The sequence below is a fragment of the Paraburkholderia sp. GAS334 genome, from assembly GCF_050436625.1.
GTDB lineage: Bacteria > Pseudomonadota > Gammaproteobacteria > Burkholderiales > Burkholderiaceae > Paraburkholderia.
Genome location: NZ_JBNDMO010000005.1, coordinates 61010 through 82009, shown reverse-complemented (window position 1 = coordinate 82009; position 21000 = coordinate 61010). Strand labels below are relative to the sequence as shown.

17 protein-coding genes and 4 pseudogenes are annotated in these 21000 nt (G+C 61.9%); 11 read left to right on the top strand and 10 right to left on the bottom strand.

Annotated features, from left to right (window positions below; genetic code table 11):
* Positions 1-59: 59 nt before the first annotated feature.
* Positions 60-1145, top strand: coding sequence for a branched-chain amino acid ABC transporter substrate-binding protein (locus P3T21_RS11200; RefSeq protein WP_429256309.1), 1086 nt, complete (start codon positions 60-62; stop codon positions 1143-1145).
* Between the two features lie 32 nt (positions 1146-1177).
* Here P3T21_RS11200 and P3T21_RS11195 read toward each other — a convergent pair.
* Positions 1178-1309 (bottom strand): annotated as a pseudogene (locus tag P3T21_RS11195) (AsnC family transcriptional regulator); the annotation flags it as partial.
* Between the two features lie 45 nt (positions 1310-1354).
* Between P3T21_RS11195 and P3T21_RS11190 the strand changes: the two are divergent.
* A complete protein-coding gene (locus tag P3T21_RS11190) occupies positions 1355-1837 on the top strand; it encodes a cupin domain-containing protein (protein WP_429256000.1) in 483 nt (160 codons plus the stop codon).
* Positions 1838-2028: 191 nt separating this feature from the next.
* On the opposite strand, the gene P3T21_RS11185 is transcribed toward P3T21_RS11190, so the two are convergent.
* From P3T21_RS11185 to ppk2, 3 genes are all read right to left on the bottom strand, one after another.
* Positions 2029-2283 carry an RNA-binding protein gene (locus P3T21_RS11185; RefSeq protein ID WP_429255999.1) on the bottom strand — a complete coding sequence of 85 codons (255 nt, stop codon included), beginning with the start codon at positions 2281-2283 and terminating at the stop codon, positions 2029-2031.
* Positions 2284-2374: 91 nt separating this feature from the next.
* Complete coding sequence (locus P3T21_RS11180; protein WP_429255998.1) at positions 2375-4036, bottom strand: SulP family inorganic anion transporter; 1662 nt, start codon at positions 4034-4036, stop codon at positions 2375-2377.
* Positions 4037-4480: 444 nt separating this feature from the next.
* Positions 4481-5296, bottom strand: coding sequence for a polyphosphate kinase 2 (ppk2, locus tag P3T21_RS11175; RefSeq protein ID WP_429255997.1), 816 nt, complete (start codon positions 5294-5296; stop codon positions 4481-4483).
* Between the two features lie 387 nt (positions 5297-5683).
* Between ppk2 and P3T21_RS11170 the strand changes: the two genes are divergently transcribed.
* Positions 5684-6364, top strand: a complete 681-nt coding sequence (locus P3T21_RS11170) for a hypothetical protein (protein WP_429255996.1) — start codon at positions 5684-5686, stop codon at positions 6362-6364.
* A 319-nt stretch (positions 6365-6683) separates the two neighbouring features.
* Here the strand turns inward: P3T21_RS11170 and P3T21_RS11165 are convergent.
* Positions 6684-6833 (bottom strand): annotated as a pseudogene (locus P3T21_RS11165) (DUF3455 domain-containing protein); the annotation flags it as partial.
* A gap of 57 nt (positions 6834-6890) precedes the next feature.
* Between P3T21_RS11165 and P3T21_RS11160 the strand changes: the two are divergent.
* From P3T21_RS11160 to P3T21_RS11150, 3 genes and pseudogenes are all read left to right on the top strand, one after another.
* On the top strand, positions 6891-7079 hold the full coding sequence (locus tag P3T21_RS11160; protein ID WP_429255995.1) for a hypothetical protein: 189 nt from the start codon (positions 6891-6893) through the stop codon (positions 7077-7079).
* Positions 7080-7530: 451 nt separating this feature from the next.
* Positions 7531-8514, top strand: a complete 984-nt coding sequence (locus P3T21_RS11155; RefSeq protein ID WP_429255994.1) for a D-alanyl-D-alanine carboxypeptidase family protein — start codon at positions 7531-7533, stop codon at positions 8512-8514.
* A 142-nt stretch (positions 8515-8656) separates the two neighbouring features.
* A pseudogene (locus tag P3T21_RS11150) lies at positions 8657-8917 on the top strand (LysR family transcriptional regulator); the annotation flags it as partial.
* A gap of 71 nt (positions 8918-8988) precedes the next feature.
* On the opposite strand, the gene P3T21_RS11145 reads toward P3T21_RS11150, so the two are convergent.
* Positions 8989-9159, bottom strand: coding sequence for a hypothetical protein (locus P3T21_RS11145; protein WP_429255993.1), 171 nt, complete (start codon positions 9157-9159; stop codon positions 8989-8991).
* A gap of 4 nt (positions 9160-9163) precedes the next feature.
* Here P3T21_RS11145 and P3T21_RS11140 point away from each other — a divergent pair.
* From P3T21_RS11140 to P3T21_RS11125, 4 genes and pseudogenes are all read left to right on the top strand, one after another.
* Positions 9164-9331, top strand: a pseudogene (locus P3T21_RS11140) (RidA family protein); the annotation flags it as partial.
* Between the two features lie 119 nt (positions 9332-9450).
* On the top strand, positions 9451-10167 hold the full coding sequence (locus tag P3T21_RS11135; protein WP_429255992.1) for an ABC transporter ATP-binding protein: 717 nt from the start codon (positions 9451-9453) through the stop codon (positions 10165-10167).
* On the top strand, positions 10160-12730 hold the full coding sequence (locus tag P3T21_RS11130) for an FtsX-like permease family protein (protein ID WP_429255991.1): 2571 nt from the start codon (positions 10160-10162) through the stop codon (positions 12728-12730). The genes P3T21_RS11135 and P3T21_RS11130 overlap by 8 nt, the downstream gene beginning before the upstream one ends.
* Positions 12730-13866, top strand: coding sequence for a lipocalin-like domain-containing protein (locus P3T21_RS11125; RefSeq protein ID WP_429255990.1), 1137 nt, complete (start codon positions 12730-12732; stop codon positions 13864-13866). The genes P3T21_RS11130 and P3T21_RS11125 overlap by 1 nt, the downstream gene beginning before the upstream one ends.
* A gap of 194 nt (positions 13867-14060) precedes the next feature.
* Here P3T21_RS11125 and P3T21_RS11120 read toward each other — a convergent pair whose 3' ends face one another.
* The 4 genes from P3T21_RS11120 to P3T21_RS11105 all read right to left on the bottom strand — a co-directional run bounded on the left by P3T21_RS11120 (position 14061) and on the right by P3T21_RS11105 (position 18418).
* A complete protein-coding gene (locus P3T21_RS11120; protein WP_429255989.1) occupies positions 14061-14990 on the bottom strand; it encodes a LysR substrate-binding domain-containing protein in 930 nt (309 codons plus the stop codon).
* 91 nt (positions 14991-15081) lie between these two features.
* Positions 15082-15942 (bottom strand): transporter substrate-binding domain-containing protein, encoded by an 861-nt coding sequence (locus tag P3T21_RS11115; protein WP_429255988.1) that lies wholly within the window; start codon positions 15940-15942, stop codon positions 15082-15084.
* Positions 15943-16032: 90 nt separating this feature from the next.
* Positions 16033-17595 carry a histidine ammonia-lyase gene (gene hutH, locus P3T21_RS11110; RefSeq protein WP_429255987.1) on the bottom strand — a complete coding sequence of 521 codons (1563 nt, stop codon included), beginning with the start codon at positions 17593-17595 and terminating at the stop codon, positions 16033-16035.
* Between the two features lie 580 nt (positions 17596-18175).
* The gene (locus tag P3T21_RS11105) at positions 18176-18418 is read right to left on the bottom strand and encodes a hypothetical protein (RefSeq protein ID WP_429255986.1); all 243 of its coding nucleotides are present in this window, start codon (positions 18416-18418) and stop codon (positions 18176-18178) included.
* A gap of 551 nt (positions 18419-18969) precedes the next feature.
* On the opposite strand from P3T21_RS11105, the gene P3T21_RS11100 reads away from it, so the two are divergent.
* Entirely contained in the window at positions 18970-21000 is a 2031-nt protein-coding gene (locus P3T21_RS11100; RefSeq protein ID WP_429255985.1) for a sigma-54-dependent Fis family transcriptional regulator, read from the top strand.

Genomic DNA, 21000 nt, shown 5'->3' with positions numbered 1-21000 from the left:
TCATGCAAATGAATCAGAAGTCCGCGGCACGCATTGCAGTGGCCGTGACGTTATTGAGTATGACGCTTAAGGCTAACGCAGACGAAGTCGTGCGGATTGGGCACGTGGGTCCGCTGACGGGAGCGATTGCGCACCTCGGCAAGGATAGCGAGAACGGTGCGCGCCTTGCGGTCGAGGAAATCAACGCGAAGGGGCTGTCGATCGGCGGCAAGCGTGTGACGCTGCAACTGGATCCGCAGGACGACGCCGGTGATCCGCGCACGGCTACGCAGGTGGCGCAAAAGCTCGCGGACGACAAGGTTGTCGGCGTGGTGGGTCATCTGAACTCGGGGACGTCGATCCCGGCATCGCGAATCTATAGCGATGGGGGGATTGTCGAGATATCACAGGCGGCGACCAATCCTGCGTACACTCAACAGGGCTTCAAGACCACGTACCGGGTGGTCGCCACCGACGCCCAGCAGGGACCGGCCCTCGCCGCCTACGCGGCAAACAGTCTGCATGTGAAGACGGTTGCGATCGTGGATGACTCGACCGCTTATGGCCAGGGACTGGCGAACGAGTTCGAGAAGGCGGCGAAGGCGGCGGGCCTGCGGGTGCTGTCGCACGACGCGACGAATGATAAAGCCGTCGACTTCCGAGCGATCGTCACGAAGATCAAAGGCGAGAATCCGGACGCCATCATGTACGGTGGGATGGACGCAACGGGCGGCCCTTTCGCCAGACAGGCGCGGCAACTCGGCGTACGCGGAAAGATACTCGGCGGCGACGGGGTGTGCTCGACCGACCTGCCCAATCTGGCCGGCCCGGCTGCCGACAACGTGATTTGCTCGGAGGCGGGTATGGCGCTCGAAAAGATGCCGGGCGGCGCGGCGTTCGTGCGCAAGTACGAGGCGCGATTCCATCAGCCGTTGCAGGTCTATGCGCCGTTCGCCTATGACGCGGTGTACATCATCGTCGACGCGATGAAGCGCGCGAATTCAACCGACGCCGCCAGGGTGCTTGCCGCGATGCCGTCGACCGACTATCAAGGCGTGATCGGTGAAACGAGCTTCAACGCGCAAGGCGACCTGAAGCACGGCGCCATTTCGGTGTTCTCATACCAGGGCGGCAAGAAAGCACTGCTGGACATCGTGCGGATGTAACGCGGTGCGAGAGGCGGATGATGGGCTGTCCGCTAGTCTTCGAGGTCGACCGACACCGTCAGGCCGACCTTGCCCCGGCTCATGCTGACCAGGGTCTTGAAGCGCTTGACGTTGTTGTTCGAGAAGAACAGTTGTCGGGTCAGCTCGTTGAACTGCTCCATATCCGGCAACCCGCTATCATCGTTGCTCGTCCTAAAGGAGAACAAGCGATGCGCCGCCCGGATTTCATCAAACACTGGACCGAACTGGAAGAACCCCATGCGCATTGCTATCGCGGCGATTCCGAGCCGATGGGCTTTGACGCGCCGCTTTCCGCTGCGATGGGCATTACGCGGATTGGCATTCATCATGTGAGGCTTTTGCCGGGTCGGCGCACTTCATATCCGCACGCCGAAAGTACCGAGCAGGAGTTCGTCTATGTGCTTCAGGGCAGGCCCGATGTCTGGATCGACGGCGTGCTGCATCCTGTTGCTGAAGGCGACTCAGTTGCGTTTCCGGCAGGCACCGGCATCTGCCACACTTTCATCAACAATACCAAAGATGAAGTCAGGCTGATGGTGATCGGCGAACGTCCGCGCGATGACAACCGTATCCGGTATCCGCTCAACAAAGCGCACGAACTTACGCGCGCGGACCGCTGGACGGACTGGCCGACCAGACCGCTCGGTGACCATAACGGGATGCCTGACTAATGCTTACGCGGATGACGGTTTAGGGTCGTACAGCGTTGGCCACGTCAGGCATGAACCGGCCAGCTCCAGCCGTTCGCTCGCGCGCTCAGACGGACACTCAAGCGTCGGCTACGCCCAGACAGCGGACCTTCGCCCGTCAATCACACGCGTCGTGTCATCGACCATTACGGACGGTCACTCACGGGTTCGACTCACCTATAGCGTTCCCTCGCGATCCTCGCGGTGACTCGCCGGTTTTTCCAGAAGAGGTCATGGATGCGCGGCTGTAATTTCCCGAGAGTCTCCGGATCGAGCGAATTGAAGGTCAGCACCACCGCGGGCCGCGATCCTTCTCCAGGGACGTGCTCGATCTCATCGTACCGGGGGAATCCGTATTTCACCAAAAATTCCTGGATCTCGTCGTCAGAGGTACCAGGTTCAATGTTCCCCAACATCAAGTGCACCATTTTGCGCTCCTGTCATTTACGAATGCGCGCCGTATCTCGACGTTTAGCGTCTGCCTGGTCCCTTCGCTCCGTTGAATATGCATTTTTGGCGTCAGCCACCTGCCTCACTGGCCTGATACTTGGCAACCGCCATGTCCATGTTGAAGAACATCCTGTCGCGGCCAAGCGTCTCTCCCAAGGGAGAGCGCCGGACCATCGCAAGGACGCCGGGATTTACGCCAACGAGCCAGACCGTTACCCCCTCTTCCTCGCGCAACTTCTTCTCCGCTTCTGTCAGCATCTTCAATGCGGTGTACTCGAAGTCGAATACTCCCGCAAGATCGAGCGCCACCACCTTCGGCTTCGCCGCGGCAATCAGCGGCCTTATCTTCTGGCCGACGCGCTGTGCATTGGCAAAGAAGATCCGCCCCTCCGGCCTCAGCATCAGCATGCCGGGGAAGGTCTCATCCCCGGGGTGCTCGCTCGACTGCGGGCGGAACACATTCGTACCGGGCTTCCTGCCCAGGACATGAACCGGCGGATCTGACACTTGGTGAGCGAGCGCCACCAGCGACACAATGATGGCGACGACAATCCCCTGAAGGGTACCGACCAGCACCACGCCGACCAACGCGACGAGCGCCCAGATGAATTCCGTGCGCCGTATCTTGAGGATTTCCCGGAACTCTGCCGGTTGGATCAGCCCGACCGAGTACACGATGACCACCGCCGCCAGCGTCGCTTCCGGCATCAGCCCGATGAGAGGTGCCAGCACCAGCATCGTGCCGAGCGCGGCTATCGAGGTAACCAACCCGGACAGTTGTGATCGCGCGCCCGAGCGGCGGTTCACGGCGGTCTGCGTCGTCCCCCCGCCAGCGGCCATGGCGCCGAGAAACGCGCCGCCAAGATTCGCCAGCCCCGTTGCCAGCAACTCCCGGTTCGGCTGCGGCACCGGATCGCCACTCTCCGCGAACGCGCGTCCGGCCGCGATGGTTTCGGTAAAGCTCATCAGTGCGATGCCTAGCGCCGGTGGCCAAAGCGCCATCATCATCTGAAGATCCGGCAGCGTGAGGGCAGGCAGTCCCGTCGGGACATGGCCCACCGTCGCCACCCCGTACGCCGACAGGCCGAACAGGCTCACGCCGGCAATCCCGGCCGCCACCGCGATTAAGGGTGCGGGAGCACGGGGGAGTAAACGTTCCATGGCGACCAGCAGCCCGATCATGACCGCGCCTACAGCCACGGTTGCCCATGACGCTTGCGGAATCCCCTGCGCGATGGCGAACAGGTTGTGAAAGAACGAGCCTTTGTGAAAATGGATGCCGAGCAGTTTCGGCACCTGGTCCACGACAATGACAATCCCAATGCCTGCCTTGAAGCCAACCAGCACCGGTTCGGAAATGAAATTCGCGACAAAGCCCAGCCGCAGCAGTCTCGCTACGATCAGGATCCCCCCTACCAGGCATGTCAGCGTCGCCGAAGCCGTCAGCAGATTGGCCGTATCATTCGCGGACGCCACACCGTCGAGCGCCGCCGCGACCAGGATTGCGATCGTTGTCGTCGTACTTACGCTGAGCACGCGCGAAGTTCCCAGCAAGGCGTAGATCAGCATGGGTGTAAAGGCCGTGTACAGCCCGACCTGAACCGGCAGGCCGGCGATAGTCGCATAGGCGAGCGCCTTCGGGATAACGACTGCGGCCACGGTCAGCCCGGCGATGATATCGGGCCGGGCCCACTCCTGCCTGAAATCGCTAAGCCACTCGGGCAAAGGCATGCGGACGCCGCCCGCTGAAAGCCGCCGTGCACGGCGACCCTGCTGGCTACCGAGTTTTCTTTGACGGGGAGGACGTTCTGGCTTCATGGATCATGGCCGAGAGTTAAGGCACCTGTTTTCGCGCACGCTGCCGGATGAAGGTTTTCGCGCGATCTGGCTACGGAGCGTGAGCAGAACATGAGCGTTGTCCACGACAGTTGTGAAACGCGCCGTCCGAAGGCGATGTCATCAAGGATGGCGCGCGTCAGCCGAACTGCATTGGAAGGCCTCCCGCGGCCCGGCGCTGTCGTGCGAACGAATCTGGCGCGACATCTCCGGCGCTGATGAGCGTTGCGATGGAATTGTCTCTGCTGACGGGTTCGTGTTGCATGGCTGCATGCCCTGATGCGGATTCCGTGTCGCAATGGCGTGGTGACGGCCTTCATCCGCAGTGATCCGCTGAGCTCAGAACCTCTCGGCTATGTATTTAAACGGATAGTCCGGCTCCTCATAGCCGTCTGGCTTTTGCCGCTTGGGCAAGGTCACTTTTTTGCGCGGCATGGCTTCATAGGGGATCTTGTCGAGCAGATCGCTGATGATATTGAGCCGCGCACGTCGTTTGTCGTTCGAATTTGCCACGAACCACGGGGCAATCGTGGTGTCGGACGCCCTGAACATCGCGTCGCGCGCACGCGAATAGTCATACCACTGGCTATAGGACTTCAGATCCATTTCGGACAGTTTCCAAACCTTGCGCCCGTCGTGGATGCGCGCCTCGAGGCGGCGGGCCTGCTCCTCCTGACTGACTTCCAGCCAGTATTTGAGCAGAATGACGCCGGAATCGATGATTGCCTGCTCGATCAGCGGCACCGCCCTCAAGAAATGCGCGACATCGTCCTCGGTGCAGAAACCCATGACCCGCTCGACTCCCGCACGGTTGTACCAACTGCGGTCGAAGATCACCACTTCTCCTGCAGCCGGCAAATGCGGTAGGTAGCGTTGCACGTACATCTGGCTCTTCTCGCGTTCGGATGGCGCAGGCAGCGCAACCACGCGGAATATGCGCGGGCTCACGCGCTCGGTAATCGCCTTGATGGTGCCACCCTTGCCTGCACCATCGCGTCCCTCGAAGACAATGCAGACCTTGCTGCCCGTTTGCACCACCCATTCCTGGAGCTTGACCAGTTCAACGTGCAGCCGGAGCAACTCCTTCCGGTACTCCTTGTACGACAACGGCTCGTCTTCCGGGGGCCGGTCTTTTTTTGCCTCGGTCTTCGCCATTCCTGTGTCTCCATGCGCACGCTGACCTACGGTAATTTCTGGAGATCCTTTCATAATCTAGGCGCCAGCCCGAAAAGCGGCAATACGACTTTGGACCAATACATGTGATCATGTGGAGCGCCGTACGCTGAATGAATCTACTCTCGAATCAGCCAATCCGATGACTGTCGCGACCACGCCCAGAGGCTCTCGGCCCGTTGACCATCGCGCCGGACCATACTGACAAACGTGGCGCGCCGAGGCACCTCCCAGGTGCGGTTGCGCCCCGATCGGCGCAAGAAGGTCACGCCTGATCCCGCGACATTCGCCGGGGACCTGGTGTTGAACCATGCGTGCCGGCTCGGCGGTAATGAGCATGATCATGTGCTAACTGCGATAGGGGGGCTCATGCACGCTACCGGTTTGACGCATCAGGAAGATGTCGAAACGCGCGAGCCAGTCCTCGATACCATCGATCGGGTTTCGGAATTTTGCTTCGGCTTGTTCATGGCGCTGACTTTCGTGGGAGCTGTGTCGGCCGCCACGGCCGGAGAAGATGCCGGACGAAAAATGCTGTACACGGCACTTGGCTGCAATCTCGCGTGGGGGCTCGCCGATGCTGTAATGTTTCTCGTACGCACCCTTACGAATCGCGGCAGGCGGCTCACGCTTGCGCTGACTGTTAAAAACGAACCGGACGCGGCCGCCGGAGTTAGCGCGCTCCGCGACGCGTTGCCGAAGTTGATGAAAAGTCTGGTTGTCGATACAGAACTTGAGCTTATTCGGGCGCGTATTGTCGCCATGACGACCCTGCCCAATCGTCCGCGGCTAGTGCTCGATGATTTTATCGGCGCGATGGGAATTTTTGTCATCGTAGTCTGCTCGACCTTCCCGGTTGCATTGCCGTTCGTCCTGTTCAAGGACACCTCAACTGCCTTGATTGTTTCGCGTGTGCTTACGCTGGCAATGTTGTTCTGTGCAGGCATCGCGCTGGGCCGCCATGCCGGATTCGGCGGATGGATAGCGGGATTCGCGATGGTGGCCCTCGGCGTCGCGCTGACCATGGTGATCATTGCGCTGGGCGGATGAGCGTGGCGGCTGCCATCACATTGCGACGGCGAGCGCCCAAGATCATATTAAACAGCACGAGTGCCAAGGGCCCTTGATCGTAATCCGCAACCGACCGCAGTGGCCGAGCACTTGCCGGCCGACGCGACTGCACGAATGACCGTTTCACCTTGAAACCTGCCCCTGAGGTCGCGCGGGGTCGAAGGGCGGCAACGGGTCGACTGCAGCCCGTCGTCGCAAGATCGACTTGTCGGGCAGCGGTCCGGTGCCCACGTCCGGTCCGTGGAACTGTTTCGCGCTTCGCGCGAACAGCTCTGGCAGGCGCGAGAGATTCTGCCGATCACTTAAAAAACACGTATCGCGCGAAATACGGAAAGCGCGCCATCGCGTGCCCGGCGGGGCAGGAAGCAGTTAGTGGCATACCGCCAGCGGTGTCGAGCCGTTGGACGAAGCGTACGCCGGAGAGCGTGCCATTGGGAACGTTCGCCGCGTTGCGACCGGTGTGGAGGACTCACCCGTTGAGTCGGGCCCTTCGACGGTGATCCGAATGATCCTGAACACCTTGCCCGAACCGAACGCAGACACGCCTTGGGAAGAGATCCTGAACTTCGGACAGGATCCAGCAGCACGGGCCGCGCTAGCCCGTTTGCGGAAGTGGACGGCCACGATCGCGAAGGATTCACCTTCGCCGGGCGTCGGCGAGGATGAATTGACGGCGCTGCCAGGCGGACATTAGACTGCATCGGATCAAATCCGAACGTGGGACGCTTGAGGCCTTCCTGACGACCACGGCCGGATCGTGACGATGAAGTGGGGGGCCGCCGTCAAGGCGCTGTTTGATGTGTCACGGGCTGAAATTGCGCTGCTCGAAGCCGAGCAAAGCGCTCCCAGACGGGAGGTGGCGTATATCGCACATGCCAGGGAGCGGTTTTCCTGAACCGGTAGGTGGCCCAAGCGCGTTCGAGGCCATTGATTGGATCGGCCCCGAGAGCGCGGACATCCGTCCGCTATTTCAGCAGGCTTCGCCGGACCAGCGTCAGGCCTCATCGTTGGTCTTCCAGGGACAAAAAATTCCTTCCTCTTTCACACACTCATCCCTGCAATGAGCAACTACAGTTGAGTTGTTGGGGACAATCCTGCACGTTGGACCCGCCATCACCTGATTGCTGTCCCAAGGTGTGAACGCCATGAAGAACTTCCTCAGCGCGCTACTGCTCGCCTCTGCGCCGTTCGTCGCGTGGGCCGAAACGCCATTCCTCTATTCACGTAGCGCAATCGTTTACGACGTCGGGCGCGGCGAAGTCCTGCTGGAAAAGAACGCCGACGACGTCCAGCCGATCGCGTCGCTCACCAAGCTGATGACGGCGATGGTCGTGCTGGACAGCGCCCAGTCGTTGGGAGACACGGTGACCGTCGACGATGACGACATCGATCGGCTCAAGCACTCGGGGTCCCGCATCCCGATCGGTGCGTCACTCGAACGGGGAGAGATGCTGCGCCTTGCGCTCATGTCGTCCGAGAACCGCGCGGCGTCCGCGCTATCGCGTGCGTTCCCGGGCGGCCAGCCTGCGTTCATCCAGAAGATGAACGAAAAGGCGCACGCGCTGCATATGGCCAATACGCACTTCGACGATCCAACCGGGCTCTCGCCGGACAATCTCTCGACGGCACGCGACGTCGCGAAGATGGCGGAAGCCGCGGCGCACTATCCGTTGATCAGCGAATACACGACGCTTCCCCGCTATGAAGAGGAGATCGGCACGAGGACGAGGTTCTATCACAACACCGACCCGATAGTCCGCGCAGCCGATTGGGACGTTCTGGTCGCAAAGACCGGCTACATCCGCGAGGCGGGGCGCTGCATCGTGGTCGATGCGAACATGCCGAATGGCCAGGTGATGATTGCGCTGCTCGGCTCGCAAACATCATGGGGCCGCTCCACCGATCTCGTCACGATACGCCGATGGCTGAACGGCGACGAAACGCCGGTCGTCGAGCCGCCCTATTACGCAAGCGCTCGGCCGCATCATCACCATTCGATGCTCGCGCGTTCGCATCGCGTCAAGGTGCGGTTCGCATCGTACCGGACAGATTCGGCGTCCGGCGCGCACCGGCAGACCGTCAAGCACCATGCCGGCAAGCGGGAACACCACACGCCTGTTGCCGCCTGAGCTACGGCTATATGACGCCTCGCGCCACGCGCGCGAAATATTCCTGCATGAGTTCGACGCACATCCGCAGCTTCGCGGAGCGGCTCAACCGTGCCGGATGCGACTCGCACCCAATGGCTCGTGATGGCCGGACTCCGGTCGCTTCATGAGCGTGGGCTACATCCTGCAACGCACCAATCTTATCGCCACGGTGCCGGAGCGACTTGCCCTGCAACTGGCAACACCTTTCTCGCTCAGCCTGCGCGCGTTGCCCATGGCGCTGCCCGCCGCGCCGATTCATCTGCTCTGGCACACACGAGTCCAGCAGGACGAAGGCAATCGCTGGCTGCGCGGAGTAGTGATCGTTCTGTTTGCGGACACGGCAACGGATGTCCGCAAAGCAAGGGTGCAGCAAAAGAAATAGCACTCAGGGTCGAAAGGCCCGGTTGCCTCAATCACGGCCGATCGGGTGTCTCCCTTGAAATCGATTCACGATCAGCTTGCGTTGAGCGCAGCCCTCAAAGAGGCAAACACTTCGACCAGCTCGGTCTCACCGAAACGCCGCTCGCTGTTGCCCACTTCGACATCGATTCGTCCCTCGTTCTGCGCGTCGTAGAGCTCGGTGATGAGCCGCGCGTGATTCTCGTTGAGCCCGGCGCGCAGCAACGCCGCCGTCTCGTCCTTTACGCAGCATCCCAAAGTCGCGGACGGTGCGAACGGCCTGCTGCTCGATGTGTTCGGCGCAGAGAAACTGCCCGCACGCAGCGCGCTCGGCATGGCGACGCTGCCGATGGGCATTCCCGTCGAGATCGAGAGCATCTTCGAACTGAAGCGCTAGCGCGGCCCAATCCTCGCGACGTAAATCCCGCCTATACTGCGGCGATCGGCGGGCGTTCACGCGTGCAGCACGGATGATGCGAACGCTCTCACGCATCCATGCCGCTTAGCCGGAGACCCATGCAGCCTTCCGACAGTCATGTCCTGCCCGCGCTCGAATGCCGCGCGTTGAGTAAAACATATGATGCAAAACGCGTCGTGCTCGACCACCTCGATTTCGCACTCGGCGCGGGCGAATTTGTCGCGATCATGGGTGATTCGGGCGTCGGAAAATCGACGCTGCTGAACCTGATCGCGGGCCTCGATCATGCCGATAGCGGCGACGTGCTGATTGACGGCTTGCCGGTTTCCAGTCTCGATGACGACGCGGCCACGCGTCTCCGGCGTCAGAAGCTCGGCTTTGTGTTTCAGGCGTTTCATGTGCTGCCGCATCTGACGCTCACGCAGAACGTCGCGCTGCCGCTGCTGCTGAACGGCATTGCGCCGGCGCGCGCATTGGACATGCTGGCGGCCGTCGGCCTCGAAGGACGCGGCGACGACCTGCCGCGTCAGCTGTCGGGCGGCGAATTGCTGCGTGTCGCGATCGCACGCGCCCTCGTCCACCAGCCGACGTTGATTCTCGCCGACGAACCCACCGGCAATCTCGACCCCGATACCGCGTATGAAGTGCTCGCGCTGCTGCGCGCCGAAACCAGGACGAATGGCGCGGCGACGATGATGGTCACGCATTCGGAAGCGGCGGCAGCCGTCGCAGACCGCGTCCTCATTCTGAGCGACGGCAAGTTGCACGCCGCCGATTTTTCGTCCTCGCACGCGTTGCGTCCTTCGCATGAGTGACGTCGCAAGCCGGCGAGGCGCGCACACGCACGGACTGCGCACGCTCACGCGCTGGCTGCTTGCCGCCGAATGGCGCAGCCACAAAGGCCGCGCGCTGATTGCGATCGCGACGATCGCGCTCGGCGTCGCGCTCGGCTATGCCGTGCAGCTGATCAACAGCGCGGCCTTCAACGAGTTTTCGGCGGCGACGCGCAGCCTGTCGGGCGAAGCCGATCTGCAGGTGCGCAGCGCGCAGCCCACGTTCGAGGACAGCGCCTGGCCGCCACTGGCGACGCATGCGGGTGTCGCTCTCGCCAGCCCTGTGCTCGAACTCGACGTGACCGTGCCCGACCGCAACGCGCCGCTCAAGGTGCTTGGCATCGACGTGTTCAGAGCGAGCCGCATCGCGCCAGACCTGACGGGCGTGCCGGACAGTCAACGGCCCTTCGATACGCTCGCCGACGATGCGATCTTCCTGTCGTCGGCTGCGCAGGAATGGCTCGGCGTGCATGTCGGCGATCCGGTTGCGCTGCGCAGCGGCACGTCGATCGTGCGCTTGCGCGTGGCGGGCGGCATTGTGCGCACGCGCCCCGGCCAACGGATCGCGGTAATGGACATCGCCGCCGCGCAGTGGCGTTTTGGACGTGTCGGCAAGCTGTCGCGCGTCGATCTGCAACTCGCGCGCGGCGTCGATCGCGAACGCTTTCGGCGCACGCTGCAAGAACAGCTCGGCAACCGCTTCGTGGTGTCCGAAATGCGCGACGTCGAAAGCCGCACGGATCGGCTCTCGCGTGCGTACCGGATCAACATGAACGTGCTCGCGCTCGTCGCGCTCTTCACCGGCGCGTTCCTCGTGTTTTCGACGCAGGCGCTGGGCGTCGTGCGGCGTCGCGCGCAATTCGCGATGCTGCGCGTGCTTGGCATCACGCGCGCGCAGTTGCTGCGGCAGATCCTGCTCGAAGGCGCGTTGCTCGGCACGCTCGGTGCAGTGGCAGGCATCGCGGTCGGCTTCGCGATGGCGTCGGTCGTGCTGCGCTTTTTCGGCAGCGATCTCGGCGGCGGTTACTTTCCCGGCGTGCAGCCGACGGTCGGCTTCGAGCCGGTTGCGAGCGCGATATTTCTCGCGCTCGGCATCGGCGTGTCGCTGCTCGGCAGTCTCGTTCCCGCGCTCGAAGCGGCGCGCGCGCACCCTGCCCCCGCATTGAAGGCAGGCGGCGAAGAGAGCGCGCTCGGGCGGCTCGCGACAACGTGGCCCGCGTTGGTCTGCATCGCGCTCGCGGCGGCGTTGACGCAGGCGCCGCCTGTCTTCGATACGCCGATTGCCGGGTATCTCGCCGTCGCGTTGCTGTTGATCGGCGGGATTGCGTTGATGCCGCGCTTGACGTCGATGCTGTTCCGCACGTTCAGCCGCACGCGCACATCTCGCGCGGGCGCACCCGTGATGACGCTCGCGCTCGCGCGGCTCGCGAACGCGCCGGGCCAGGTGTCGATTGCGATGGGCGGCGTGCTGTCGAGTTTCACGCTGATCGTCGCGATGGCGATCATGGTGTCGAGCTTTCGCGTGTCGGTCGAGGAATGGCTCGCACATCTGCTGTCCGCCGACGTCTACGTGCGCGTCGCGCCGAACGGCGACACCGGCGGCTTGCGGCCCGACCAGCAGGCGCTGATCGCCGCGACGCCCGGCATCAGACACGCGGCATTCGCGCGCACATCGCAATTGACGCTCGATCCGTCGCGTCCGCCCGTCGCGCTGCTCGCGCGTGAAATCGACGCGACCGATCCCGGCGCGAACCTGCAACTGACGGGCGCAACCTTGACGCCCACTGCCTGGCGTCGGGACGAAACACCGGTGTGGGCATCGGAAGCGATGGTCGATCTATATGGCTACCGTGTCGGCCAGCGGCTCTCGCTGCCGCTCGGCGAGCACGGCCACACGTTCGTCGTCGCGGGTGTATGGCGCGACTACGTGCGGCAGACAGGCGCGCTGCAAATCCGTCTCGCCGACTATCGCCAGTTGACGGGCGACACGAACGCCACCGACGCCGCACTGACGCTCGAACACGGCGTGCGCGCCGAACAGGCGATTCCCGCCTTGCGCGCGCTGCCGTTCGCCGCGGCGCTCGACTTCTCGCAACCCGGCGACATCCGCGCCCGCACGCTGACGATCTTCGATCGCAGCTTTGCCGTCACGTATCTGCTCGAAGCAGTGGCGATCGTGATCGGGCTGTTCGGCGTCGCCGCGACGTTCTCCGCGCAGACCCTGTCGCGTTCGCGCGAGTTCGGGATGCTGCGGCACGTCGGCGTGACGCGCGGCCAGATCCTCGCGCTGCTCGCCGCCGAAGGCGGTCTGTTGACCGCGCTCGGCATCGCGATGGGCTGCGCGCTCGGTTTCGCGATCAGCCTGATTCTCGTGTTCGTCGTCAATCCTCAATCGTTCCACTGGAGCATGTCGCTGCATATTCCGTGGGCGCTGCTGTCGGTGATTGCGCTCGTGATGCTCGCGTCGTCATGTACGACGGCGGTGGCGGCGGGCCGCCGCGCGGTGTCGATCGATGCCGTGCGCGCCGTCAGGGAGGACTGGTGATGCCGATGCGGATGCGGATGCGGATTGCACGCAGGCTCGTGCTGGTCTCATCGTTTGCCCTGTGCACGCTGTTCGCGCTGTCCTCGCCCGGCGCCGAGCACGAATTCGCTGCCGTGTCGCCGGACCGGCCCGTGACGTTCCCGCAGGACAGCGGCGCGCATCCGGCGTATCGCACCGAGTGGTGGTACGCGACGGGCTGGCTCGACATGCCCGATCACAAGCCGCTCGGCTTCCAGATCACGTTCTTTCGTTCGGCGACGGGCCACAGTTCGGCCGACCCGAGTGCGTTCGCGCCGACGCAGCTGATCATTGCGCACGCCGCGCTGAGCGATCCGGCGTTCGGGCGCCTCGTGCATGACCAGAAGATCGCGCGGCAAGGTTTCGGTCTTGCGTCTGCGAAGCCGGACAACACCGACGTGCGCCTCGAGGAATGGCGCATGGTGCGCGCGCCCGACGGCCACTACGACGTGAGCGTCGATGCCGCCGACTTCGCGCTGCATCTGACGCTCACGCCGACGCAACCGCCGCTGCTCCAGGGCGAGCGCGGCTATTCGCGCAAAGGTCCGCTGCCCGAGCAGGCCAGCAACTACTACAGCGAGCCGCAATTGCGCGTCGGCGGCAGCGTGACGCGGCCTGCTACGAGCGGCGGCCGCGCGGCCTCGGCTACACCCGTCACCGGCTCGGCATGGCTCGATCACGAATGGTCGAGCACGCTGCTCGCCGCCGACGCGTCCGGCTGGGACTGGCTCGGCGCGAACCTCGCGGACGGCTCGGCGCTGATGGCGTTCAAGGTGCGCGGCGTCGACGGCCATGCGGTGTGGGCGCATGCAGCACTGCGCCGCGCCGACGGACGGGTGACGCAATACGGCCCCGGTGAAGTCGATTTCACGCCCATCCGGCAATGGCGGTCGCCGCGCACGAATACACTGTATCCCGTCGCGACGACGGTCAAAACCGGCGACCTGCATTGGCAACTTACGCCGCTGCTCGACGATCAGGAACTCGATTCGCGCGAATCGACGGGCGCGGTGTACTGGGAAGGGGCGGTGAATCTGTCCCGCAATGGACAACCGGTCGGCCGCGGCTACCTCGAGCTGACGGGCTATGCGAAGGCGTTGAAGCTCGAACGGCGCTAGTTCGGTGCTTTTAGATACGAATTAGGGGGTTAACCCTTCTTCAGAAAGCCTGGAGAACGGCCGTTGCCGTCGCGTCGACCTGAATGACGGCATGGGGTCGACTCCGGTCCCAGGCTTCGCGCGTAAGCAGCCGTTCGTTGAGCATGGAATCTGGTGGGGTGCGGATGACCGCAAAGGCCGGTGACTTGCGCGCCTCAGTCGCCAAACATGGCTTTTATGTCGCGTCCCGTCTGCTCAGCTTCCTCAATTAGCCAGTCGAGAAATTGCCTGGTTGCAGGGGAGTCTGCCGCAGTTCGCTTCCAGCAAATGAAGTATGGGAACGGCATGGGTAGGGCGACCTTGAACGGCGCGACAAGTTCGTGTCGCTTGATGCTATCAATGGCAAAAAAGCCCTGTCCCAACGAAATGCCTCTTCCCCGAATTGCCGCATCGATTGCCATGCCGGAAACGGAGTAAGTGAGTGGCGCCAGCACCTCGGGCAGAGGCACGCCAACCGCATGCAACCAGTGTCCCCACGTTGGTGGTGACAAGTTTGCCCATCCCCACTCGACGTGAATCAGCGGGTAGCGCAAGATATCCGCCGGTTGCGAGACTGGTTTTTCCGCCTGCAACAGCGAGGGTGCAAACACGGGTGCAACCCTGTCCGTAAAGACGACGTGATAGGGCGTTCCGTCATTCGGTAGTGCCCCATACGTTAGCCGGACGTCGGCACTTCTCGCGCCGATACTGGTTTCGTGGTCGACGACCTCGACATGGACCTGCACGTGAGGACAGATGGTGTGCCACGTGTCCAATCTGGAGGCAAGCCAATGGGTCGCGACTGACGGAAATGTCATCAGGGTGAGTCGGCGGCCCGTCTGCGCCTTGAGCGCCGCCTGGGCGCTATGAAAGCACTCGAATCCCCGGGAGATGTGCGAGTGGTACAGCTCGCAGAGCGGGGTCGGTCGCAGGCCCGTGTTTTCCCGCTCGAAAAGCGCGACCCCGAGAAAGTCTTCAAGGACGCGAATCTGCTGACTAATCGCACCGGGCGTCACGTGAAGCGCTTCTGCGGCGGCCACGACGCCCCCGTAACGAATGACGGCATCGAATATCTGCAAGGCTCGAAGAGGAGGAAGGCGGTTCATGTCGTTGACCTGGCAAATGCCATCGTGAAGCCAGTCTAGCAAAGACTGATCTCCGCCTCGACGCGCAACGGCTTCCTGCAATGCCGCACGATTACGGTTGCACGTCGGTTTTGAACCACTTTTCCGACAACCGCTTCACGGTCCCGTCTGAAAGTGCTGCCGTGATGGCTGCATCAAATTTTGCTTTCAGATCCGTATCCTGTTTGCGAAACCCAAGACCTTCTCCCGGCCCCCAAACCGCACCACCGATCGTTGGTCCGGCGATCCGGATTCGGGCGGTCTCCTTGTTGTCGGCGATTCCGGCGTAGTAGGTTACGTCGTCGAAGGCTATGTCGACGCGTCCGTTGACCAGGTCGAGGTCACGTTCGGCCGAGGTCTTGTAGAGGCGTACGGAAGTGATGTCCTTGAAGTTGTCTGTGATGAACCTGGTGTACACCGTGCCGGATTGAATGCCGATCGATTTCCCTCTCAGTTGATCGCGCAGCGGGGTGATCACGGGTCCGTCGATTTTGGGGTCGCCAGTCAGCTTGAGGAAAGAGATTGTTCCTGTCGTGTTCGCCAATCCATGCCCATCTACCGCCGCGAATGCGGCCGGCGTTGCAGCGTAGGGCCTGGAGAAGGCAATGACCTGTTGACGTTCTGGTGTGATTGCAAGGGCATCCATCACAACATCGAATTTGCCGGCCTGCAGGCCGGTAATGAGGCCGTCAAAGTCCTGGGCGACTGTTTCGCATTGCAGGTTGACCCGCTTGCACAGATTGTCGATTAATTCCGGTTCGAATCCCGAGATTTTTCCGTTCGGCAAGGTCAGATTCCACGGAGCATAACTGCCTTCCAGGGCAACCTTCACGGTCTTCCATTCCTTTGCTTGAGCGCCGTTTCCTGCCAGTGCCAGCGCGCCGAGAAAGGTGACGAGAGAAGCCTTCAGGATTTTTGTGGAAATCGTATTCACATTACACCTCCATAGTGTCGAATCAAGGTCGTGCCTAGATTGGAAATACCCGGATCGTCACACTCCGCGGGATTGCGCGCGCTACCGGCTTCAGCTGTGCAATGTGCCGGCGATGTTTTCCACGATGCTCAGCAAGTCGCCCTGTTCGACGAGCCGGTGGACTCCCATCATGTCCGGATAGAAAAACCGATCGCCTTCTGCAGTCGGGGCAACCTGTCGAATTCGCGCATACACCGCCGCGGTTGCCGGTGATGCGTCGGCCGGATCGAAGAAGTCCAGCGCCTGGGCGGCGGTGAGCAGCTCGATCGCCAGCACGTGCTGCAACTTCTGCGAAGTTGCGTAGGCTTTTCGTGCCGCGTGATAGGCGAAGCTCACGGGGTCTTCCTGGTTGCCGCTCGTCGGCACGCTGTCGACGCTTGCTGGTTGAGCGAGCGTGCGCATCTCGCCCAGCAATCCGGCCGCCGTGTACTGAATGATCATGTAACCGCTGTTCAGCCCGGGATCCTTCGCGAGGAACGCGGGTAGTTCGCTGAAGTACGGGTTGACGAGGCGGTCCGTCCTGCGCTCCGAGATCTTCGCGAGCGTGGTCATGGCGATGCAGAGGAGATCGCACGCGATGCCGACGAACGTACCGTCGAAGTTGGCACCGGATATCGCGGTACCATCCTCGCCGTCGGGATGGATGACAGGGTTGTCGCCGCACGACCCCACTTCATCGAGAATCGCGTCGTACGCGTCCTTGATCGCCCGCCTGGACGCCCCATGTACCTGAGCAATGCCGCGAAGGCTGTAGGCGTCTTGCAGTCGGTAATCGGCAAAGCGATCGCACAGCGCACTTCCGGCCAGCAGCCGACGGATGTTGTCGGCCGTGTTCCTCTGATCGACATGTTTCTTGACGGAGTGATATCGGGCATCCAGCGAGCGCGTGGTGGCCTTGAGCGGCTGCAGGGACATCGATGCGGCAATGTCCGCAACTTTCGAAAGTTCGATGGCGTTGTAAAGCGCCAGCATCCCGATCGCGGTCACTGACGTGGTGCCGTTGGTGAGCGAAAGCCCCTCCTTGCAGCGCAGCGAGTGCGGCTTCAGCCCCGCTCGCTCCAATGCTTCGGCGCCACTCATGCGTTCACCGCGGCAGAAAGCTTCTCCTTCGCCGATCAGCACGAGCGCCATATGTGCCTCGGGCGCGAGATAACCGACCGATCCGTCGCCCGGCGCGAACGGGGTGATGTCGTTGTTCAGCAGCCCGGCGATTTGCTGCAGCAATTCGAGGCTTACGCCGGAATAACCCTTGCCGAGGCTGATCAGCATCATCAGGAGCGTGGCTCGGACAACTTCACGAGGCAGCGGTTCGCCGACCGAGACGGCATGGGAGCGCACGATATTTCGCTGAAGCTGCTCGGCGTCGTCCGGGCTGATGACGCGTGTCGAATTTGCGCCAAAGCCAGACGTCACGCCATAGACAAGCCGGTTCTGGCTCAGAAAAAGATCGACCAGGCGGCGCGAATTCAACACGCGCTCGCGATAGACAGGGGAAAACTTTATCTGTGCGCCATGTCGGGCTACGGCAATGAATTGCTCGATCGAAATATCGGATTCTCCGAGCTGAACTTCGGATATCTTGCCTGGTCGAGATTCGATGTGCGCCAAACTCATTCTGAATTTCCTCTGTCGAATGCATGAAATGAAAGGGGGTGGCAAAATCAGCTTCAAAGCGCGATGTTTGCCGGAGATCATTGCAGGGCAGAGTAGCGTCGGCGGTGTTGGCGCACAAACGATTTGATTTGAGTCTCGTGTTTAGTTTTTCTAAAATCGGATTTGTTTGCGTCATGTTATTTGACTGTCTAAAGGATGAGTTCTGTTTAATTCGAGAAAATAATTTTCTCGGACTATTGTGGGGTTACAGAAAATCTCGATATCTCGATTTCTGATCTATGTAAATGTTTTTTCTTGAATTCCTGGGTGGGCAGGGATATGCGGCCGCTTGCTCGACCGAAAGGACCGCATCGGCAACGAAATGGCAGTCGGAAGAGCGGCTATTCCGGCGCGGCCCCAGGTGTCAGCCCTTTTGCGCCGTTGCGACACAAAAGATTTCCTGGGATTAAGGCTTTCAGCGCTGCGCTTACAGCGTTACAGCGTGCTGACCAAGCGGAAGAACGGCAAGCCTGGCTCTCCCAGGGCGCGGCCTTGTGGGAGCCTTGCCTTGGGAGTGCGATGGATCAGTTCGTTATCCAGACTAATACAACCTCATGGCTGGCCGTTCACTTTCGATGCTGGGCGGGAATACACACCACGAGCCGTCGTCGTGCCTGAAGAAAAGAATGGCCAGCAAGCCGGTCGGACGCAATGCCTCGACGCGTACATAGCGTCTGTGGTTCGAGCTCGTGCGGCTGAAGCGTGTGACACGAACAGGCATCGCCGGGGTCGGCGCCAACCATTTGTCGACCAGCAAACGCAAGGACATCTGACCGGTGTTCATCGCCTTCTCCTTCAACCTGATTGTCGTCAAGTGCTCCGTCAACCGCTGCTTCGGCTACCGGACCGAACCCGGAAACGACCATTGCGGCCCGCCTCCGCCCAGTTAATCGCATGGGTTATGCCAGCATCTCCGATTCGTTAGTAAGTTATTGATTCGATGCATATTTGTTCTGTAAGGCTGCCGCTCAAACGGGCACCAGTTGCACAAATCGTTCGATTTCCGGACGGTCCTGTATTTCAGGGATAGAATTTGTACGGAGGCCCGTGTCGGCATGGCGACTGCGTCGTGACAGAGCGCTGATGAGAGCGGCCACGGCGTCAGGAATGGCCTGAGCGACGGGTCCGATAGCGCATCGGCCTGCATCGGAAAACGAAGCGTTCGAAAACACTACGCTCGAGCCATCGAGGCCGTCCCAGCGCTCACCGCCGCGCACCGGAGGCGTCGGGATATCAACCGGGCCAATCGCGCTTCGCGACCAAAAAAAGAAAAACACCATAAGGCAGGGTGAGCCCGCTGGTCAGGCGAGATAGTCATGCTCATACGGAGACGGCATGAAAGAGACAGGTACGCCAATGGACTGGTTCTCCAGTCCGGATCGCGACGCTAGTGTCATGGCGGCGTGGGAACGTTTGATTCAAGGTGACAAGTCAGCCGATGGTGCCCTGCGTGGGGTGGTAGACGATTCCTGGCGCCGCTGCCTGGACGCAAGCGTGGACCCCGGTACGACTTCTGCGCCTCCGCCTCTGGAAGAAGGGCGTCTGTTCGACCTGCGAGCCAGGAACGACCGCCTGATGCATGCCAGCGTGCCGCTTATCCAGCAGACACGCGAGTTCCTTTCGCAGACGGGAACCATCCTGCTGCTCGCCGATCCCGACGGCATGATCCTCGACCTGGCTGGCGATACGCGCATCGTTGAGCCGGCAGGCGAAGTCCGCTTGATACCCGGTTGCAACTGGACAGAACTCAGTTGCGGCACCAATGCGATCGGCACGGCCCTCGCTTTGCAGCAACCGGTGCAGATCCATGGTTCCGAGCATTTCTGCGCAGGCATCAAGCAGTGGACCTGCTCCGCCACGGTGGTCCGCGATCCGCTGGATGGCCGGGTACTCGGCGTGCTGGACGTCTCGGGGCTGGCGCAAACCTACAGCCAGCATAGTCTGGCGTTCATCGTCTCAATGGCAGGGCGTATCGAGAGCCGGCTCGCCAGGTTCGCCATGGAGCGACGCCTGCGCCTGATGGAGCGGTGCATGGCCTATTGTTCCGGGCGTGCGGATGGCGTCGTGGTGGTGGACGAGTGCGGACGGCTTGTCAAAGCCAACCCGCAGGCGCCAGCCGCATTTGCTCGTCTCGGTCTGTCAGGCGCACTGGAAGGCGCTTTTCCCATCCCCGACATCGCGAAGATTGCCGATGGCGCCATGTCGCCGCAATCACCGGCGTGGCTGCGCGTCGCACGAATCGAGCGAGTCAAGGAAGACGGCGATACACTCGGCTTCATACTGATCGCCCCGGCTGCTAGCCGGCGCGCCGCTGTGCTGCCTGACGCGGTGCCGACCGCTGAAGCCGCGCCCACGCTGGCGTTCTCCCGTATCGTCGGCACGAGTCCCGCACTGCTTGCGGCTGTCCAGAAAGCGCAGCAGCTTGCCAAAGCCACGGTCGCGGTGCTGCTTGTCGGCGAGACGGGCGTCGGCAAGGAGTTGTTTGCGCAAGGCATCCATCAGGCGAGCGGGAGGGCTGACGGCCCCTTTGTCGCCCTGAATTGTGGCGGCTTGTCCCGCGACCTGTTGACCAGTGAGCTGTTCGGTTATGCGGAAGGAGCATTCACTGGCGCGCGCAAATCCGGCATGACGGGGAAAATCGAAGCGGCCAGTCACGGCACGCTGTTCCTCGACGAAATCGGCGAAATGCCGCTCGACATCCAGCCGCATTTGCTGCGCGTACTGGAGGAAGGGGAGATCTATCGGTTGGGCGAGAACACGCCTCGTAAGGTCAACTTCCGCCTGATCGCTGCCACGCATCGAGACCTGCGTGCCGACGTGGCCGATGGCAAATTCCGCATGGATTTGTATTACCGGCTGGCTGTCACGAACATCTCGATACCACCCCTGCGTGAACGCAAGGCGGACTTGCCCGACATGATCACGCATTGGGTGCGCGTCTCGCGTCAACGCTACGACGTTACCCATGTCGTCTTCGACGATGTCGCGTACGAATGTCTGCTGAACTACGCATGGCCCGGCAACGTACGCGAGTTGCGCAACGCGATCGAGGGCGCGGTGCTTATGGCCGGGGACGGGATAATTACGGTAGACCACTTGCCGCCCGAAATCGGCGCGTCAGCCGTTCCGGCTGGCGCGCGAGATAAGGCGCCCTCCGCGCAATCCTCGCTTGCGCTCCAGAAGGTCCGCTCGCTGGAAATGGCAGAAGCCGAGTCGATCCGCGTTGCAATCCAGCAAAGCCGGGGCAACCTGACCCAGGTAGCTGCCCAGCTAGGCATAGCAAAAAGCACGCTGTATCAGAAGATCAGGAAGTACGCGCTGACGCAGGACCTCGGAACCACCCGGCAGATCACCCGGCGACATTGA

What these genes read in the sequence shown, in the direction of transcription:
- P3T21_RS11200 (WP_429256309.1), top strand. Translation starts at nt 60, where the DNA reads ATGACGCTTAAGGCTAACGCAGACGAAGTCGTGCGGATTGGGCACGTG.
- P3T21_RS11190 (WP_429256000.1), top strand. Translation starts at nt 1,355, where the DNA reads ATGCGCCGCCCGGATTTCATCAAACACTGGACCGAACTGGAAGAACCC.
- P3T21_RS11185 (WP_429255999.1), bottom strand. Translation starts at nt 2,283, where the DNA reads ATGGTGCACTTGATGTTGGGGAACATTGAACCTGGTACCTCTGACGAC.
- P3T21_RS11180 (WP_429255998.1), bottom strand. Translation starts at nt 4,036, where the DNA reads ATGCCTTTGCCCGAGTGGCTTAGCGATTTCAGGCAGGAGTGGGCCCGG.
- ppk2 (WP_429255997.1), bottom strand. Translation starts at nt 5,296, where the DNA reads ATGGCGAAGACCGAGGCAAAAAAAGACCGGCCCCCGGAAGACGAGCCG.
- P3T21_RS11170 (WP_429255996.1), top strand. Translation starts at nt 5,684, where the DNA reads ATGCACGCTACCGGTTTGACGCATCAGGAAGATGTCGAAACGCGCGAG.
- P3T21_RS11160 (WP_429255995.1), top strand. Translation starts at nt 6,891, where the DNA reads ATGATCCTGAACACCTTGCCCGAACCGAACGCAGACACGCCTTGGGAA.
- P3T21_RS11155 (WP_429255994.1), top strand. Translation starts at nt 7,531, where the DNA reads ATGAAGAACTTCCTCAGCGCGCTACTGCTCGCCTCTGCGCCGTTCGTC.
- P3T21_RS11135 (WP_429255992.1), top strand. Translation starts at nt 9,451, where the DNA reads ATGCAGCCTTCCGACAGTCATGTCCTGCCCGCGCTCGAATGCCGCGCG.
- P3T21_RS11130 (WP_429255991.1), top strand. Translation starts at nt 10,160, where the DNA reads ATGAGTGACGTCGCAAGCCGGCGAGGCGCGCACACGCACGGACTGCGC.
- P3T21_RS11125 (WP_429255990.1), top strand. Translation starts at nt 12,730, where the DNA reads ATGCCGATGCGGATGCGGATGCGGATTGCACGCAGGCTCGTGCTGGTC.
- P3T21_RS11120 (WP_429255989.1), bottom strand. Translation starts at nt 14,990, where the DNA reads ATGAACCGCCTTCCTCCTCTTCGAGCCTTGCAGATATTCGATGCCGTC.
- hutH (WP_429255987.1), bottom strand. Translation starts at nt 17,595, where the DNA reads ATGAGTTTGGCGCACATCGAATCTCGACCAGGCAAGATATCCGAAGTT.
- P3T21_RS11105 (WP_429255986.1), bottom strand. Translation starts at nt 18,418, where the DNA reads ATGAACACCGGTCAGATGTCCTTGCGTTTGCTGGTCGACAAATGGTTG.
- P3T21_RS11100 (WP_429255985.1), top strand. Translation starts at nt 18,970, where the DNA reads ATGAAAGAGACAGGTACGCCAATGGACTGGTTCTCCAGTCCGGATCGC.